At 45.4% G+C, this 18005-nt stretch carries 15 protein-coding genes; 11 read left to right on the top strand and 4 right to left on the bottom strand.

From position 1 onward, the window contains the following. The first annotated feature begins 130 nt into the window (after nt 1–130). The 7 genes from FS818_RS08680 (at nt 131) to FS818_RS08650 (ending at nt 9197) form a co-directional block, all read left to right on the top strand. Nucleotides 131–1891, top strand: a complete 1761-nt coding sequence (locus FS818_RS08680) for a hypothetical protein (protein WP_145331415.1) — start codon at nt 131–133, stop codon at nt 1889–1891. 175 nt (nt 1892–2066) lie between these two features. Then, entirely contained in the window at nt 2067–2489 is a 423-nt protein-coding gene (locus FS818_RS08675) for a cell wall hydrolase (RefSeq protein ID WP_090916552.1), read from the top strand. 68 nt (nt 2490–2557) lie between these two features. Beyond that, a complete protein-coding gene (gerQ, locus tag FS818_RS08670; protein WP_145332818.1) occupies nt 2558–3055 on the top strand; it encodes a spore coat protein GerQ in 498 nt (165 codons plus the stop codon). Nucleotides 3056–3259: 204 nt separating this feature from the next. Next, entirely contained in the window at nt 3260–4831 is a 1572-nt protein-coding gene (locus FS818_RS08665; RefSeq protein ID WP_145331413.1) for a sigma-70 family RNA polymerase sigma factor, read from the top strand. A 306-nt stretch (nt 4832–5137) separates the two neighbouring features. Next, nucleotides 5138–6430, top strand: coding sequence for a hemolysin family protein (locus FS818_RS08660; RefSeq protein ID WP_145332817.1), 1293 nt, complete (start codon nt 5138–5140; stop codon nt 6428–6430). 541 nt (nt 6431–6971) lie between these two features. Next, a complete protein-coding gene (locus FS818_RS08655; protein WP_145331411.1) occupies nt 6972–8435 on the top strand; it encodes an Msr family ABC-F type ribosomal protection protein in 1464 nt (487 codons plus the stop codon). A gap of 234 nt (nt 8436–8669) precedes the next feature. Beyond that, nucleotides 8670–9197: a hypothetical protein gene (locus tag FS818_RS08650; RefSeq protein WP_145331409.1), complete on the top strand. Its 528-nt coding sequence runs from the start codon at nt 8670–8672 to the stop codon at nt 9195–9197. A gap of 1 nt (nt 9198) precedes the next feature. On the opposite strand, the gene FS818_RS08645 is transcribed toward FS818_RS08650, so the two are convergent. The 4 genes from FS818_RS08645 to FS818_RS08630 form a co-directional block, all read right to left on the bottom strand. Further along, nucleotides 9199–10140, bottom strand: coding sequence for a hypothetical protein (locus tag FS818_RS08645; RefSeq protein WP_145331407.1), 942 nt, complete (start codon nt 10138–10140; stop codon nt 9199–9201). Further along, nucleotides 10118–10708 (bottom strand): RNA polymerase sigma factor, encoded by a 591-nt coding sequence (locus tag FS818_RS08640; RefSeq protein ID WP_145331405.1) that lies wholly within the window; start codon nt 10706–10708, stop codon nt 10118–10120. The genes FS818_RS08645 and FS818_RS08640 overlap by 23 nt, the downstream gene beginning before the upstream one ends. Nucleotides 10709–10974: 266 nt before the next feature. Continuing rightward, nucleotides 10975–12207, bottom strand: coding sequence for an aminopeptidase (locus FS818_RS08635; protein ID WP_145331403.1), 1233 nt, complete (start codon nt 12205–12207; stop codon nt 10975–10977). An 87-nt stretch (nt 12208–12294) separates the two neighbouring features. Continuing rightward, complete coding sequence (locus tag FS818_RS08630; RefSeq protein ID WP_145331401.1) at nt 12295–13527, bottom strand: aminopeptidase; 1233 nt, start codon at nt 13525–13527, stop codon at nt 12295–12297. A gap of 265 nt (nt 13528–13792) precedes the next feature. Here FS818_RS08630 and FS818_RS08625 point away from each other — a divergent pair, with 265 nt between their 5' ends. The 4 genes from FS818_RS08625 (at nt 13793) to fumC (ending at nt 17834) form a co-directional block, all read left to right on the top strand. After that, nucleotides 13793–14059 carry a hypothetical protein gene (locus FS818_RS08625; RefSeq protein ID WP_253494269.1) on the top strand — a complete coding sequence of 89 codons (267 nt, stop codon included), beginning with the start codon at nt 13793–13795 and terminating at the stop codon, nt 14057–14059. Between the two features lie 184 nt (nt 14060–14243). Beyond that, nucleotides 14244–15053 carry an MBL fold metallo-hydrolase gene (locus FS818_RS08620; RefSeq protein WP_145331399.1) on the top strand — a complete coding sequence of 270 codons (810 nt, stop codon included), beginning with the start codon at nt 14244–14246 and terminating at the stop codon, nt 15051–15053. A 224-nt stretch (nt 15054–15277) separates the two neighbouring features. Next, complete coding sequence (locus FS818_RS08615; protein WP_145331397.1) at nt 15278–16288, top strand: aldose 1-epimerase; 1011 nt, start codon at nt 15278–15280, stop codon at nt 16286–16288. A 157-nt stretch (nt 16289–16445) separates the two neighbouring features. After that, complete coding sequence (gene fumC, locus FS818_RS08610) at nt 16446–17834, top strand: class II fumarate hydratase (RefSeq protein WP_090924818.1); 1389 nt, start codon at nt 16446–16448, stop codon at nt 17832–17834. Nucleotides 17835–18005: the final 171 nt, after the last annotated feature.

Below are 18005 nucleotides of genomic sequence, written 5' to 3'. Positions count from 1 at the left end.
CGAAGCCGGTCTTTCGATATTCCTCGAAGCTGGAATAAGCCCAAGTTAAGCACTTGGGCTTATTTGTTTTTGATAAATCGGTTGCTATAATGAATGTGATTTTACAACAGAACAGGAATGGAGGGAGTGTATGTTCGGGAAAACGTCCCGGAAAGTATTTTGGCTGTTATTACTGATCGGAGGAATGATAATGATCGGGATCAAGTCACCTGCTACAGCTGAAGATGTGGATATACGGGCAGCCTGGATATGGCAGGCACAGTCTGTTAAGAGTGCAGGAGATGAGCTGCTGGAAAATGCGGCTAAACATAAGATAAATCGGCTGTATGTAAACGTAGACACGACCATCTCCAAAGAGGTGTATCGAGCATTTATTGCCAAAGCGGATCGTGAAGGTGTTTCCATTGAGGCACTGGGCGGCGATCCTTCCTGGGGTGTTCAAGGCCGCGAGGCTCCGATGCTTCGATTCACTTCTTGGGTGCAGGATTACAATCAGGCTGTGGAAGCTAGCGAACGTTTTGATGCAATCCATCTGGATGTTAAACCATACGTGTTGCCTGCATGGAAGGAAGATGCCAAACCACTAGTGCAATCCTGGATCAGTAATATGAAAATGGTTTTAAATCAGGCCAAACAGGATGGCGGAATAGCCGTGCATGTCGATCTGCCTTTCTGGCTCGATTCATACACGGTGAAGGGTGATCGCACAGCTGATGATGCAGATAACGAAGCATTGTCACACTGGTTTATTCAAAATGTAGACCATGTGACCTTGCTTGCTTACCGGGATAATGCACAAGGAAGTAACGGAATTATTCGTTTAATCGAACAGGAGATGCAGTGGGCAGACGCGAGCGGGACAAGTGTTACCGTGGGAGTAAACACCAAGCCGATGCCAGGTGAAGAGTTTACCAGTTTTGCCGGCAAAGGCTCAGCGCAGCTGGAGAATGCGCTCCAAGAGGTCGCAACTGCATTTCGGGAACATAAGTCCTATGCCGGTTCGGCTGTACATGATTTGACGTATTGGGGCGAACTGGAGCCAGGAGAACAGACACCGCCAGAGAAACCAGCGAACCCTCCTGCGAGTGCACCTGAAATTCGCGGCACCTATATCTGGGAGGCCTCACAAGTGACGGATGATGGCGGGGATCACATTCTCGCTTTTGCCAAGCAACAAAAGATTAACTGGCTATACGTACGGCTTGATCTGGATCAGCGCTACTCCAGTTATCGCAGTTTTGTAAAAAGAGCGAAAGCTCAGGGAATCGAAGTTCATGCGATGGGTGGACATCCGATCTGGGGCAAAAAGGAAAATCGTCCTCGGATCAAACGACTGATCGATTATGTGAAAAACTACAATGCCGAAGTGGAACCGGACGAGCGGTTCGAGGGCATCCATCTGGATATCGAGCCTTATACGTTGCCCGAATGGGAGGCTAACCGGAATACGCTGCTGACCGAGTGGGCATCGAACATCGCCTATTTCCAAGAAGAAACGAAGAAAGACAGTAACCTTGAAACCAGTGCAGATCTTGCGGTGTGGCTGGATACCTACCCGCTACCAGGTAAGGATATCTCTGTGACGGAGTTTATGATTGATACGCTCGATCATGTATCTCTAATGGCATTCCGTAACTCTGCAGAAGGCTCCAACGGGATCGCTGCAGTTGTAAGTCAGGAAATGGAGATTGCGGATCGATTGGGTAAACGACTGCTCATTTCCGTCGAAATGAAAGAAAATTTTGAAGGCACACATATTTCATTTCACGAAAAAGGAGCCGAGGAAATGGAGAGTCAGCTCAATAAACTGCCAGACCTGCTCTCTAAATACAAAGCATATCAAGGCAATCTGGTCCATGCTTATGATTACTGGATTGAAGCCAAACCTTAAAGAAATTCAAGAGCATGGCAAAATTAATTTGTGTTAGAAAAAGGCTTTGGGACTTCACCTCGCGTGAGGTTCCGGGCTTTTTTTGTGGAAAAAATCTGGAATAGTGTCACCGAATAGGCTCCTGCACAATACGATGTACGGTGATGAACAGCTGCTACAAGGGAGGGAACAGGCGATGGCAGTAATTAAGACCAACTCGGAGGACGTCAAGCTTTTGGCGAGACTAATGCGGGCAGAAGCCGAGGGTGATGGGGATCAAGGCATGTTGCTGGTAGGCAATGTTGGCGTGAATCGTGTGCTGGCGGACTGCCTGGATTTTGGCAACATCCGTGATATGAACCGCATGGTCTTTCAGAATCCGGGGGGCTTTGAGTCCACGCAGAAGGGATACTTCTATCAGCGGGCGAGACAATCCGAGATTCGGCTCGCACAACGGGTCATTAACGGGGAGCGTTTCTGGCCGGCGAGCAACTCGTTATGGTTTTTCAGACCGGTTGGAGATTGTCCGGCGACATGGTATAACCAGCCCAACACGGGACGTTTCAAGGCGCATTGTTTCTTTAGTCCAACTGGGGAAGACTGTCCGGACGTCTACTAATCGATTAACATTTTCATATTCAGGGAGGAATTATCGTGATTAACACACCTTATCAACCAACCCAAACTATGGGGCAGCAAGCCAATTCCGTATTGGGTGCACAAGCGAATTCTCAAGTTCAGGGAACGGCTTACAAAGTCGGTAATGGCATGCCGTCGATGGCACCAACACCCGGCATGGTATCACCTGGGATGGTGTCTCCTAGCTCCACCAGCGTACCGCCACTCGTATCCAGCGGAAGCCCGATGACACCGTCAGGAACGGTCGTTTCCACTACAGCTCCGCAGTTTGAGCAATCGTACATTGAAAATATTTTACGTTTAAACCTGGGTAAATTCGGTACATTCTACATGACATACGAAGGAAACAAAGAATGGAATGCTCGTATTTTCCAAGGGATTATCGAAGCAGCTGGACGTGACCACATCATTATCAGTGATCCTAAAACAGGCAGAAGAATCATGTTGCTGATGGTGAACTTCGATTATGCAACGTTTGATGAGCCGCTGCTTTATCAATATCCGGGCGTTGTTGGCAACTATCCGCAAGCGCCAAGCAGACGTTAATCCTTCGTTAATACCGACACATAAGTCTATCCATGCTGTCCTGAATGCAGTGAACATCTGCAGGCAGGACGGCTTTTGCATTTGTAGTCGAAAATAAAGTAACCTAATCAAGAGTTCAAGGCACTTACATATGAGAACACAAAAGAAGCAATAGATATACAAGTTCAGGCAGCAATGAACGACAGATGAAGGGAGTCCGCGGTATTGAAATCATGGATTGAAGGAGCAATACAGGGAGAAACGGAGGCTTATGAGCAACTGGTGACGCATTTTCGCGGAATGGCACTTGCTGTGGCCTATCAGCAGTTACAGGATGAACATGGTGCAGAAGATGTTGTACAGGAGGCGTTTACCGAAGCATTCGCTAATCTGTTCAAATTGGAGAAGCCGGAAGCTTTTCCGGGGTGGTTCAAAATCATTGTAGAAAGGCAATGTTATCGCTGGCTCAGACGCAAGCGGCATTCGGTGGTTCCTATACAAGAAGTAGAGACAGTATTCCTTGAAGAAGATCAGACCCGTAATCCAGAAGCTCAGGCGATCCAGAAGGAGCTACAGGAGACGCTACGTCGTTCAATTGCCCAGTTGCCATCATCGCTGCAAGTTGTGGTTGAACTGTTTTATTTTCAAGGCTACACGCTTAAAGAAATATCGGACTTTCTTGATGTGAATGTATCTGCATTAAAGAAAAGGCTGTTTGATGCCCGAACAAAACTCAAGCGTTCACTGCCTATACGAAATCTGGCATCCGTGTTCAATGAACTTCATGAAGGAGGAAAAGGCATGTTGCATATTATGAATGGGGATCATGCGGCCAATCGCTTACGGGAAAGCGGTATACAAGGAGACATTCTCGTCTGGAGGGAATTGTATACGTATGGTCCTGTAACTACAGCTATGGCGGACAGGAGCGCTCGTCAGCATCGTGCTGTTGTTTTGGAGGAGGAACTTGGCATACCCCAGAAGGTGTATTTGCAGATTGAGTCATTAGACGAGAAGCTTCGTTCGTTACAGCAGTATAAAGAGATTGTGTTATGGTTCGAGTATGACCTTTATGATCAAACGATGTTATCCTATTTGCTACATTATTTTAGCGGCCAAGATCTACAAAATATACGTCTGAATCTCCTTTGCATCGATTCGTATCCCGAGGTAGAGCATTTCAGAGGACTGGGACAGCTTACTCCGAAGCAGATCGGAAGTTTGTCAGGCAACTGGCATGTCATTGAAAAACAGGAACTTCAGGCTGGTAAACAGTTCTGGGAAGCGTACAGCTCATCTGACATTCGGTTGCATCAAGAATACTTAAAGTCCGGAATGAATGAACTCCCATTTGCAAAAGCCGCATTCGAGGCGCATCTGTCCAGGTTGCCTTCCGTAACCAATGGCTTGGGTAGTATTGAACAGACTACATTGGAAACCATCAGAGCAGGTATTCATCGTCCACATGACCTGTTTCGTAAGGTAGGAGACAAGCTACATGTGCTCGGCATGGGTGATCTGGAATACTGGGCTCATTTGAAAAGGATGTCTGAAGGCCCACATGCACTCATTCGAATGACAGGAGCCACAAGTTTTCCGATGTTTAATGAGCATGATCAGGCATTTCATGATGCTGTGATGTCGCTGACGGAACGGGGCGTTCAGGCGTTAAATGGTGAAATCGACTGGAGTATCCTGAGTGAGAATGAATACTGGGTTGGCGGATTGATTATTGGAAAAAATCATCCATCCAGTTGGCGCTGGAACCCAACTGAAAAGATGTTATGTGAGATTTAAAGGACTGCCTGTATTCATAAAATGTGAATAAAACAACGAAATTGCTACTTTTGTAAACGAATTTTGTCGATTTGGCCTTTAGGTGTCATAGGACACGGATTGACTGTGTAGTGTAGAATTATATAATAAAAGAAGTATATCCATGTTATTATGGCGTAAACAGCAGGAGGTGGAAGCATTGGGAAGTTGAAATTGCATATGAACGGCAGAATGGCTAATATCCTACATTTTCGAAGGAGGTGGACCTATTTGCCGAACGATCACGGCGAATAGGAAGAACATTTGAGTGACCCCTTACCGAGTATTATGAGTTTGATTTTAATTGGTTTACTGGTATTAATGAATGGTTTCTTTGTCTCGGCAGAATTTGCAATGGTCAAGGTGCGGAGCAGCCGAATTGAGGCTTTAGTAGAAGCGGGTAATCGCAATGCGAAATATGCGTCAAACATTATACGTAATATGGACGCGTATTTATCGGCTTGCCAGCTAGGTATTACGTTAGCTTCACTTGGACTCGGATGGCTGGGAGAGCCCGTCATTGCACGACTGCTGGAGCCTGTATTTACGGCATTTGGACTGGGTCCTGTATATGTGCATGGCATCTCGATTGTCATTGCGTTTGTCATTATTACGATTTTGCATATTGTCCTGGGTGAACTGGCTCCCAAAACGATGGCAATCCGAAAGTCAGAGGCCATTACACTGTGGTCTGCGGCACTGCTGACGTTCTTTTACAAATTGATGTATCCGTTTATCTGGGTACTGAACGGCATGGCTAATGCTTTGCTCAGACTGTTTCGGATGGCACCTGCTTCAGAACTGGATGAAGCGCATAGTGAAGATGAAATACGCATTCTCATGAAAGAAAGCAATAAGAGCGGTTTAATTGATAACACTGAATTAGCACTTGTTGATAATATATTTGATTTTACGGATACAACCGCCCGTGAAATCATGATTCCGCGGACGGAAATGATCTGTCTGAACGCCAATCAGTCCATGCTCGAAAATATGGAGATTGCGAGCGAAAGCATGCGTACCCGGTATCCGGTATATAACGGAGACAAGGACCATATTATCGGCTTTATTCACATTAAGGATCTGATGCGTTCACAGTTAACAGACACCATATCCGTGATTCGTCCGATTCTGGCTGTGCCCGATACGACGTTAATTAGTGATCTGCTCAAGCGTATGCAGCGTAGCAAAACACAAATTGCTGTTCTGATCGACGAATACGGGGGAACATCCGGTATGGTCACGCTTGAAGATATCATGGAAGAGATTGTTGGTGAGATTCAGGATGAATTTGATCAGGAGCGTCCAACCATAGAACAAGTGAATGAAATGGAATACTCGATTGACGGATTAATGCTGATTGAAGAAGTTAGTGAACGATTCGGCATTGAGATGGATCGAACGGATTACGATACGATTGGCGGCTGGTTATATTCCAGAGTGGATGCGATTCCGCCTGAAATTGGGCAATCCGTTGAATATGATGGGTATTTGTTTATTATCGAGGAGACGGAACACAAGCGAATCTCGCGTGTACATGTGATGAAGCTTGAAATGCTGGTTGAAGAAGAAGGAGCTTAGCTTCTCAGTGAGCATGAAATTCAAGATTTTGAGTATACCGACGTTTCTTAAAAGTTCTTAAAAGGCTCCTTACATGTAAGCCGCTACTATTTAGCGGCTTTTTTGATTGCTCCCTAACAAGTTTCTTGGCTGGTTGACGCTGGAAGAACCTCATGGTAATATTCAATTTAATAAAAGAAGAGGAGGCTCGTTCCCATGATTCATTCCATGCGTCTTCGATAAGCAGGTCAAAAAAGCGGATTTTTCCACAATCATGGGCTTTTTTGATTTGCTTATTTTACGTATGGAAAGACATAGGTTTCGAATAGGGTAGCTTATTTGTGCTATGCTGATTCGAGGTGTCTTCTACACGTGAGTAATGCAGATTTAAGTCCACAGTGGGCTTGGATCTGCATTTTTTATTACATCCTTAATACCTGACATAGAAAGGAGGGAAGACCTCATGAGATATATGCATTGGTATTTCTTTATATAATCCCCTTCAAAAATCGCAGGTCATCCTGCGAGCGTAAAAACTGCGATTTTTGAGGAGGAACCTATAATGAGTTTGTTAATTAAAGCAAAAGAGATTGTAGTGGAATATTCGGGCCGTGAAGTACTAGATATTGAACAACTGGAGCTTTATGAATATGACCGGATCGGCTTGGTTGGCGCTAATGGGGCGGGCAAGAGCACATTGTTAAAAGTATTACTGGGTGAGATTCCCGAATCTTGTGGGAAAGTGCTGAGGAACGGCAGTTTTTCTTATATTCCGCAGATGGAGCAGGCCGGAGATCAGGGGGAGATGGATTATGCATTAACGGGTAAGCTTGGGATAAACGGTGTAGATGCTGATCAAATGAGTGGCGGGCAGGAAACACGGCTGAAAATTGCTAAGGCTTTGTCTGAGTCAGTGCACGGTATTTTTGCGGATGAACCCACGAGCCATCTCGATTCAGAGGCAATCCATTTCCTGATTCATCAGCTCTCTTTTTATACGGGAGCGTTGCTGGTTATCAGTCATGATCGGTATTTTCTTGATCAGGTGGTTGATAAAATTTGGGAACTGAAGGATGGGAAAATTACCGAGTATTGGGGTGGATATTCCGATTACTTGGCGCAGAAGAAAGAAAACCAGAAAAAACAGGAAATCCAGTATCAGCAATATGTCAATGAACGAGGACGACTGGAAAAAGCAATGTCTGAAAAAAAGAATCAGGCTCGGAAAATCGATCAGAAAGAGAAAGGGGCCGCAAGGAAAAATAGCTCTGATCAAGGTGGCAGACTTGCCCATCAGAAATCTGTGGGGAGTAAACAAAAGAAACTTCATCAAGCCGCCAAAAATCTGGAACAACGGATTGAAGCGTTAGGTGATGTCCAAGCACCGGAGATGCATCGTACGATTCACTTTCGTCAGAGTCATGCATCAGGACTTCACAATCCATTTCCGATTATAGGAAAAGAGATGAATAAAAGATTTGGTGATACTGTCATTTTGGAAAACGCTTCTTTTCAATTCCCGCTTGGGGGCAAGATCGCGCTGACAGGTGCGAACGGTGCAGGGAAAACTACGTTGCTTAACATGATTTTAAACCGTGAACAGGGCATCACCATATCTCCTAAGGTAGAGATCGGTTATCTTGCACAACATGCATACACACTTGACCGCCATCAGGTCGTCATGGAATTCATGCAGGAGAACTGTGACTATCAGGTGCCTGAGATTCGAGCTGTATTAGCATCTCTCGAATTTTCTCAGCATGATATACGCAAGCGGCTAGCTGTATTAAGCGGCGGCGAGATCATGAAGTTGCAGCTGGCGAAAGTGTTACTTGGCCGATACAATATTTTGCTTATGGATGAACCGAGTAATTTTCTTGATATTCCTGCAATGGAGGCACTAGAGCATTTGATGAAAAGTTATGCAGGCACAATTGTTTTCATCTCGCATGATACTCGTTTAGTCGAGAACGTAGCTGATGAGGTATATGCTATTGAGCATAAACAAATTGTTCGAATCAGATAATCAGAAAATGATGTTGCTGTTTGCATAAAGTAGATTTAGATTCCCGAATGAAGCCTATTCTTCATCATACGAGATGGATTATTTTAGGTTTCACGATTTTATTTATCTGGAAAATGTTTAAAGGACGCTACCGATTGAACCATCGGGCGTCCTTATTTTTTTGAAACCAGTTATCCATTCCGTCCGTTTAATAGATTACACCAAAAATCAAAACAGAGCTGAGGAGGAATGAAGATGCATAATATTCTTAGACGAGGTAGACAAATATGCCGTACGCCAATCTTGAAAGTAAGTCTGGTTCTGGCTTTGACTGCGCCAGTTTTTCTTATCCTGTCTGCCGATCCGTCCGCAGTTGCAAGTCCGATCATCAACGTGACATCGGGAGCTCGAACCGCTCCGCCGCCACTCGAACCTCAGGAGTATTTCCTCCAATCAAGGGCTGCCAAACCCGTACATATCTATCAGGCGACTTGTACATTAACACGCGGAGACGGACTTCATGCCATCGTAAAAACAGCGACTAGAACATTCAAAGACATGAAAACCTTGTCTGTGAATTATCGATTGGAGCGATGGACAGGAACAGCTTGGGTAACGTTCGGAGGCAGCTCCTCGACACAGACCCAAACGAATCTTCTTCGATCCAATTCGGATTGGGAGGTCACATCCGGTTATTATTATCGTGTCACTAGTGTTCATACTGCTCATGATGGGATGACATCGGATCAGTCTACACATACATCGCCTAGTGTATTGTTTTAATTTATTTTGATTTGGCAGGAGAATTTTGCTCCAGGAAATCGTTGGCGATTGCAAGCATCTCCTCTTCAGTCACGGTTCCAAACAGACTCATACTTAGAGAACCTGTCATCCACTGAATAGAATTGAAGGGTGGTCCAACATACATGAGTGCTTCACTATCATCTGCAAGCTTCACAACAGTGCTCTTCTGCAGTGATGTTTTCTCAAGAGACTGCCCTGGCTTAACGTATTCATAATCGAACTGGATAAGCTCGTCTGTATCACTTTTACCCTGGATGGAGTATTTCACCCTCATCATATCGGACTCGTAATAGTTGTCAGGATTGACGGGATTCTCTGTATCCAGTACGAGTTCATATTTTATCTTGTCAAAACGGGCAGGAATGGCTTTGGATATAATAAATTCACCGATAAATCCATCACGAGCGATCTTTTCCGTAACCGCAACGGGGCGGAAAACATGTTTGTTGAGTTCAAAGGCAGGAATGTCTTCCGCTTCATCATGGATAATTGTGCTCGATTCAAGGTCAGGTGGTGGCGGTGTTTTGGCGGTTGAGGGATCGGGACTCAGATTTACAGACTTATCCTCAACCATAATCGATTTCATGCCATTACTCCAATCCTTGATCGATTGAACAATAGGAGATACGGCTTGTGTTCCCGAGGGCAGACTGAAAATAACAGCTCCAATGGTCACAGAAGCTGCCACGATGCCCGATAGCTTGAAGGTGCGTATTTTACGTTTACGTGCGCCAATTCTTTCGATCTCTTTATGTACCTTTTGCCAGGATTGCTGCATCGATTCTGTACGGGCGGCAGAGGGGGCGGAGGCAGCTTGCTGGAAAGCTTCATCAAACGCCTGCTCAAACGCTGCATCAAAGTATTCATCTTCCAGACCTGATTCGAATGGTTGTTCAAGCTTATCTAGCTTGCCTTTGCTCAATGCTTCCACCCCATTCCTTATGTAGTTTCTTCTTGATACTACCTCTTGCCCGGAATAATCGCTGTTTCACAATGTCTTCTGTGGTGCTCAACAATTCAGCAATTTCCCGATAAGAAAAGCCTTCTTTCCACCGTAACTCAACCAGAACGCGATATTCCGGCTTCAGCTGAGAGAGGTAACGCTCGATGGATTCTTGCATCATCTGAGTCTCGACTATGTTTTCAACCGAAACAGCGGTTTGATTCATCGTCTCTATATCTATAAAGACACTGTCTGCGTCGAGTTGGTTACGGTTATTTTTATTTTTTCTCAAATAATTTATTGCGGTATTCCGGGTGACTACTTTGAGCCAGGCTCTAAGTTTAACCTCGTCTTCGAAGAGGGGTTTGTTTTTAATGATTTTAATAAAAGCTTCCTGAATAATATCTTCTGCCGCTGCACGTTCCTTGATGATATATACGATTAATCCATACACCATATTATAGTATTCATAATAGACTTCTTCCTGAAGTACAGGTCCTAATTGATGAAAATCGGATGCAAGTAAAAGCTGGAGCCGATTGGCCATAGTGTTCTCCTTTCTGGTCAACAGTCCACAAACATTGGTATCATTACATTTTACAACAGATTATGGAAACGTTACAATGTCCGATAGACCTGATTACAGTCCGGAAAAGAGGGAGTTCCGACCCTGTTTGACGTTTGCTGAAAAAGAAAAAACAGACGATTATGCATACCATGGAATCCATGGCAGCAAAATCGCCTGTACAATTTAAAGTGTTCACCGCAACGATAGTTATAGATATGAAATCGTGGTTACATAAAGTTTCTTTTTTAAAAGGCCCAATTTCCTTTCAGGAAAATCGGTTCACGGTCACCACTCGCTGTAATGCCGTAGATGTCAGTCTCCGAAGAACCCATCATGAAATCTACATGAGTGATACTGGAGTTCATACCGCGTTCCGCAAGCTCTTCGGGAGACATGGTTTTGCCTCCTTCGATATTGGAAGCGTACGAACTGCCAATTGCCAGATGGCAAGATGCGTTCTCATCATACAGCGTTGTGTAATACAGAATTCCGCTTTCCGAGATCGGAGAGTGGAAAGGTACAAGCGCAACTTCACCGAGGTAATGAGAACCTTCATCCATGGAGATGAGACGTTCCAACGTTTCCTGACCTTCCTCTGCATGAAAGTCCACAATCCGTCCCTTCTCAAATGTGAGGGTAAAACGGTCAATAATGCTACCGCCGTAACTTAGTGGTTTGGTACTCGCCACTGTGCCGTTCACACCGTATTTCGCTGGAGCGGTGTACACTTCTTCCGTAGGAATATTGGCTACAAAAGGGGTACCTTGTTCGTTTACGCTACCAGCCTGCGCCCAAATATGTCCTTCAGGGAGCTCTATCGTAAGATCCGTTCCCGGGGAGATGTAATGTAGTGCATGGTACTTTTTGTTATTGAGCGCGACGGCTCGAGACTCCAGTCGTTCAATATGTTGTTCCCACGCAGCAATCGGATCTTCAACGTCTGCGCGTACTGCGGCAAATATCGCATCCCAGAGCTGATTCATCTGTTCTGCTTGCGGGAGATCAGGGAATACCTTGGCCGCCCAATCCGGTGAAGGGCAAACAATGCCAGTCCAGCTCATTTTATCAGCTTGCAGATACTGACGATACTTAGCCATCGCCTGACCAAAGGAGCGCTGGTTCGCCGAGATTCTAGCCGGATCAATGCCTTTCATCAGATCAGGGCTGGAAGATAAAATCGTCAGAAAAACGGCATTATTCTCAGCAAGTTCCTCCATCTCTGCCGCATGCCACTTTGGAAGCTCCTCGAAGGACACCTCCGGAGCCATTTCAAAGCGAAGACGGTTGACCGTTTCATCGGAGTATTTCACGATAACTTGTTTGGCCCCGGCCTCATATCCTTTGCGTACCAGTAGTTGCACAAGTGGTGCTGCATCAATCATGGCATTGATGACAAAAATCTGCCCCGGCTGCACGTTTGCCCCGACTTTGACGGCGAGTGCAGCGTATCGATCCAGCTTTTGTTCAAAACTTAACATTGTATTCCCCTCCATTATCCTCAAATGTAAGTACAATTCAGACACAGAAAAGAGAGGAGAAATCTCCTCTCTTATGCATGGAGCAAATTAGAATGCCCAGTTGCCGTTCACGAAGATCGGTTCTTCTGCACCTTCGGAAGTTACGCCGTTGATGTTCATCTCACCTGAACCAATCATGAAATCAACGTGAGTCAGACTGGAGTTCATGCCATGTTCGATCAGCTCTTCCTTGGACATCGTTTTGCCGCCTTCCAGACAGAAAGCGTAGGCATTACCGATTGCCAAGTGATTGGATGCATTTTCATCAAACAATGTATTGTAGAACAGAATGTTCGTGTCCGAAATTGGAGATTGATGTGGAACAAGGGCAACCTCGCCTAGATAATGTGCGCCTTCATCCATTTCGACCAGGTTTTTCAGCGCGTCCAGACCTTGCTCAGCAGTGTAGTCAACAATGCGTCCATTCTCAAATGTGAGAGAGAAGCCGTCAATCAGATTGCCACCGTAACTGAGTGGTTTCGTACTGCGGACGGTACCGTTTACACCGGTTTTCAGCGGAGCCGTGAAGACTTCCTCTGTAGGCATATTGGCAATAAATACATGTCCTTGCTCGTTTACACTGCCTCCGGATACCCAGATATGACCTTCGGGAAGCTCAATCGTCAGGTCTGTACCCGGCGCGGTGTAGTGAAGTTTTTTATATTTTTTGCTGTTCAGCAGATCAGCGCGGGAGTCAAGGTTTTGCAGGTGAGTTTTCCATTCTGCGACAGCATCCTTTTCACCGATTCGTACCGTTTTAAAAATAACATCCCATAGACGGTCTACTTGCTGCGCTTCAGGCAGATCCGGGAATACTTTAGCGGCCCATTCAGGGGAAGGGACAGCAACGATCGACCAGCTGAATTTATCAGCCATTTGATAGGCACGATATTTCTCCAGCGCTTTGCCGCGCACTTTCTGACTCGTTACGATGCGATCCTGTGCAACTCCGTTTAGCAGATCCGGATTTTCCGCGATAACGTGCAGGATTGCCGCACCTTCTTCAACAAGCTCCGTCATTTCACCTGCAAACCATTTAGGCTCAATGGAGAACGCTTCATCCGGCGCTAGATCATAATGAAGACGGGTAACGGTTTCGTCACTCCAGTTGACTTTGACCAGTTTTGCACCCGTGTTGTAGGCAGCTTTAACGATCAATCGTACAAAATGAGCTGCCGTGATTGGCGCATTTACGACTAATGTTTGTCCAGGGTGGACATTGACACCTACTTTGACAGCCAGTTCAGCATATTGTTGCAGATTCGATTCAAAATTGTTCATGCTATTTTTTCCTCCAATGTGATATGAATATCGTAGCTGGCGGTCTATTATAGTCCTCTTTGAAGTTTGTGAGGATTCAGCATAGGGCCTTCATTGAATAATGTATACGTTGCTACGATATATATTGTACAATTAACCAATAATAATTACCAAACAGCTTTGCCAGAAAGTTGGAGAAAAGCACCAAAAGAGAGTTTTTTGGACGCTTGAATCGAAGATTTATTGAAGTGAGGCTTTAAACGAGAGATTAAAGGAGAGTATAAAAGTGAGTATTGAAATTATTCGCGCAGAAATGCGTCGTGAGGATGAAAAAAGTTTCGTAGGAAGCACGGTGTTCAAGACAGATGGTGATAAATCCGTATATGAAATTACGTTTATGAGCAAGAACGGCAAGGATTGGGACTATAGCCTGCACTTCACGGAACAATCGGGTGACGAAGAAGAGTTGCTAAAAATGGACGAGTTGCTTGAAAATGACGATGATTTGTACAATCAATTGCTTGATGCAGCCTTGGATGCATACCCCGCTTAACGTAAAGTAAATGTTCTTGTTCTATTGTCCGAGTTACCTGACTATACTAGACGGTGTGTGCCCTGAGGAGGGCTCGTGCCGTCTATTTTTATTTTTGAGATTCCGAATAGATGTTCCAGAAAAGGGAAGTCTACGAGATGAACTAAACCAGAGAGACAATTCGCCTGATGGGAGGTAATCGTGAATGGCATCTGACAATCTGATTACATCAGGAATGACCAGCATTGAGGAAATTGCTCCTGATATTTTGAGCTTGCGTACCCTTTTTGTGAATGTCGTGTTCATTGGAAAACCGGGAAGCAGGAGCTGGGTCCTCGTGGACACAGGAATGTCAAAATTCACGAATCACATTGTTGATGTGGCAACCGAGCGTTTTCAAGGTCCGCCGTCTGCCATTATTTTAACGCATGGTCATTTTGATCATGTGGGAACGGTAATTGAACTGGAGCAATTCTGGGGAGTGCCGGTATACGCTCATCCGTCAGAGATACCCTATCTCACAGGTTTGAAAAATTATCCTCCTGCAGACCCTTCCGTGGGTGGGGGCCTTATGGCGCAGTTGTCATTTACGTATCCAAACGAAGCGATTAATCTGGATGATCGGGTATTCAGTCTACCCCAAGATCATACGGTGCCCGGCGCAAAGGATTGGAACTGGATTCATACGCCAGGTCATACACCGGGGCATATATCCTTGTTCCGCGAAGCAGATCGATTACTGATTGCGGGTGATGCGATTGTCTCGGTCAAACAGGAATCGCTCTGGAGTGTTCTGCTTCAGGACAAACAGTTACACGGCCCTCCGGCGTATTTTACAACGGATTGGGAGGAAGCACATGAATCGGTTCAGCGTATCAGGCAACTGGAGCCGAGAACGGTTGTGACTGGGCATGGACATATGTTAAGCGGAGAGATGTTACGTGAATCGCTAAGAGATCTCGACATGCATTTTGAAGAAGATACGGTACCCAAACAGGGCAAGTATGTAGAATGAGACAACATAGACACTCACTCGTGGGTGACTTGGAAAACGATAAAGCTCAACAAAGTCTAACAATGAGTGATCAAGGCAGCTGATCGAACAGCTGTCTTTTGTTTTGCGCTCTTTTGCGCTCGCATGTTTAATTTGTTCTCGATCTCAGATTGTTCTTTTATGCGCAATCATGATATAGTCGAGCCGTATAATATAACCTTAGTATGCAGGAGGTACATATAACGATGACACAACAGAATACAGCGTTCGAAGAACAATTTGGCGGCATTCCCGCGGTATGGCTGCGCTTTGGTTCATTTGAAGCAGCGGTTATTCCGAGCGTTGGCGCGAACCTGGTAGCTTTTCGGGATACGGAAAAAGGATACAGCTACCTGCGCGAGCCGGATCAGGATCAGATGGATGAATTTATGGCGGCGCCTGCCGTATATGGTATTCCGATTCTATCTCCGCCAAACCGGTATGAAGACGGACGTTTCCCATGGAATGGCAAAGTCTATCAACTGCCGATTAACGAACCTGCAACAGGCAACCATTTGCACGGATTTTTGCATGATGCGCCGTGGACGGTTGAGGGATTCGGCTCTAACGATCTGGAGAGCTATGTTACGCTCAGCCAAAACATCGGAGAAGGCCATGCTTTTTACAAATATCTGCCGTTTACCTTCAGTGTAACGCTTCGTTATTCATTGAGCAGTCATGGTCTGCAGCAGCAGTTAATCGTGAACAATACGGGCTCAGAATATATGCCGAACCTGTTTGCTTTCCATACAGCAATCAAAGTTCCTTTTGCACCGGATAGCCAGTCTTCGGATTATACAGCCAAAGTGACGATTGGCCAGCGCCGTGAATTAAACGAGCGTTCGTTGCCGACAGGACAATTTCAACCGCTTACAACGGAGGAAGAACAACTTAAACAGGGCGGAGTTAATCCGTTTTTTGCAGCGATGGATAACCACTATACTGCTGAGCCGCAAAATGGCCGCAATTACATGGAACTGACAGATCATCGCACAGGAGACAAACTGGTGTACGATGTAGGCACGTCCTATAAACATTGGATGATCTGGAACAACAATGCCTGCAATGAATTTTTCTGTCCGGAACCACAGATGAATCTGGTTAATGCCCCGAATGTGGAAGGGGTTTCCCCAGAAGAGAGTGGTCTCGTTGGATTACAGCCAGGTGAACTGTATGAACAAACCAGCCGTTTGTATCCGATTGCTGCTCAAAAATAAAACCGGATAGATTGAACTCGCTTCCGACCTATTCGTTTTGCGCTACGCTTACAATTTTGTCGAAAAGGTGAAAACCTGTTCGTAAATCATGTATAATATGACGAGATACACAAGCTTTGTAGAGACCCAGACCAACATTTTGGAGGAGGACAAGCAAGTGGAATACCGCATTGAGAGAGATACGTTAGGCGAAATGAAAGTACCAGCCGACAGGCTGTGGGGCGCTCAGACGCAGCGCAGCAAGGAAAATTTCCCGATTGGACGCGAGCATATGCCGATGGAATTGGTGCGTGCTCTGGCCATTTTGAAAAAAAGTGCTGCGGCCAGTAATCATAAATTAGGCAAATTATCAGCGGCGAAAGCAGATGCGATTGCTTATGCGGCTGACGAGATTATTGCAGGACGTATTGATGATCACTTCCCACTGGTTGTATGGCAGACGGGTAGCGGTACTCAATCCAACATGAACGTGAATGAAGTCATTGCTAACTTGGGTAATCAACTGCTGGAGCAAAAAGGTAAAGAAGAGCGCCTGCATCCGAATGATGATGTTAATATGTCGCAAAGCTCCAACGACACCTTCCCAACAGCGCTGCATGTCGCGGGCGTTCTTGCGGTGGAAGATCAGTTGTTGCCAGCAATTGCGGTGTTGAAAGCGACTTTTGCGGAAAAAGTGGAAGCGTTTAAGGATATCATCAAAATTGGACGTACTCACCTTCAGGATGCTACGCCAATTACGCTTGGCCAAGAGATTAGCGGCTGGGAAGCTATGCTCGGTAAGAGTGAACGTATGATCCGCGAAAGCGTAGAGTACATGAAGGAGCTTGCGATTGGGGGTACGGCTGTAGGAACCGGAATTAACGCGCATCCTGACTTCGGTGATCTAACAGCCAAGGAGATTGGTAAACATACAGGTAAAGATTTCGTATCTGCACCGAACAAATTCCACGCTCTGACCAGCCATGATGAAGTGGTGTATGCTCACGGTGCAGTAAAAGCGCTTGCAGCAGATATGATGAAAATCGCCAATGACGTACGCTGGCTTGCAAGCGGTCCGCGTAGCGGTCTCGGTGAGATTCGTATCCCTGAGAACGAGCCGGGCAGCTCGATTATGCCAGGTAAAGTGAACCCGACACAGAGCGAAGCGATCACGATGGTTGTGACACAAGTGATGGGTAACGATGCGGCGATTGGATTCGCGGCGAGCCAAGGTAATTTTGAACTGAACGTATTCAAGCCTGTCATCATCTATAATTTCCTGCAGTCTGTACAGTTGCTTGCTGACTCTATTGTTGCATTTAATGACAAGTGTGCAGTGGGTATTGAGCCGAACCTGGATCAGATCAAACACAATCTGGATAACTCGCTTATGCTGGTAACTGCACTCAATCCTCATATTGGATATGAGAATGCAGCTAAAATTGCAAAGCTTGCTCATAAAGAAGGTTTGTCCCTGAAGGAAGCGGCGTTACAAACCGGACTTCTTACAGAGGAACAATTCGATCAATATGTAGACCCGGCTAAAATGATTGCACCAAAGGCCTAAACTGATTTTAAACTCCTATAAGTGTCAATTCTAAATGTCTATGAATAAAGTCCCGTAAAAGCGGCCTGCAAAGCAGGTCGTTTTTCTTATGTAATCACATATTTTGCTTGTCAGCTGATATCTATACATATAAAATACTAATGCAACAGATTTCATGCAATGATTCAGCAT

Origin of the sequence: Paenibacillus xylanexedens, from assembly GCF_007680605.1 — a bacterium.
Lineage (GTDB): Bacteria > Bacillota > Bacilli > Paenibacillales > Paenibacillaceae > Paenibacillus > Paenibacillus xylanexedens_B.
The sequence above is the reverse complement of the archived record's forward strand: the minus strand, read 5'-3'. Positions and strand labels throughout refer to the sequence as shown.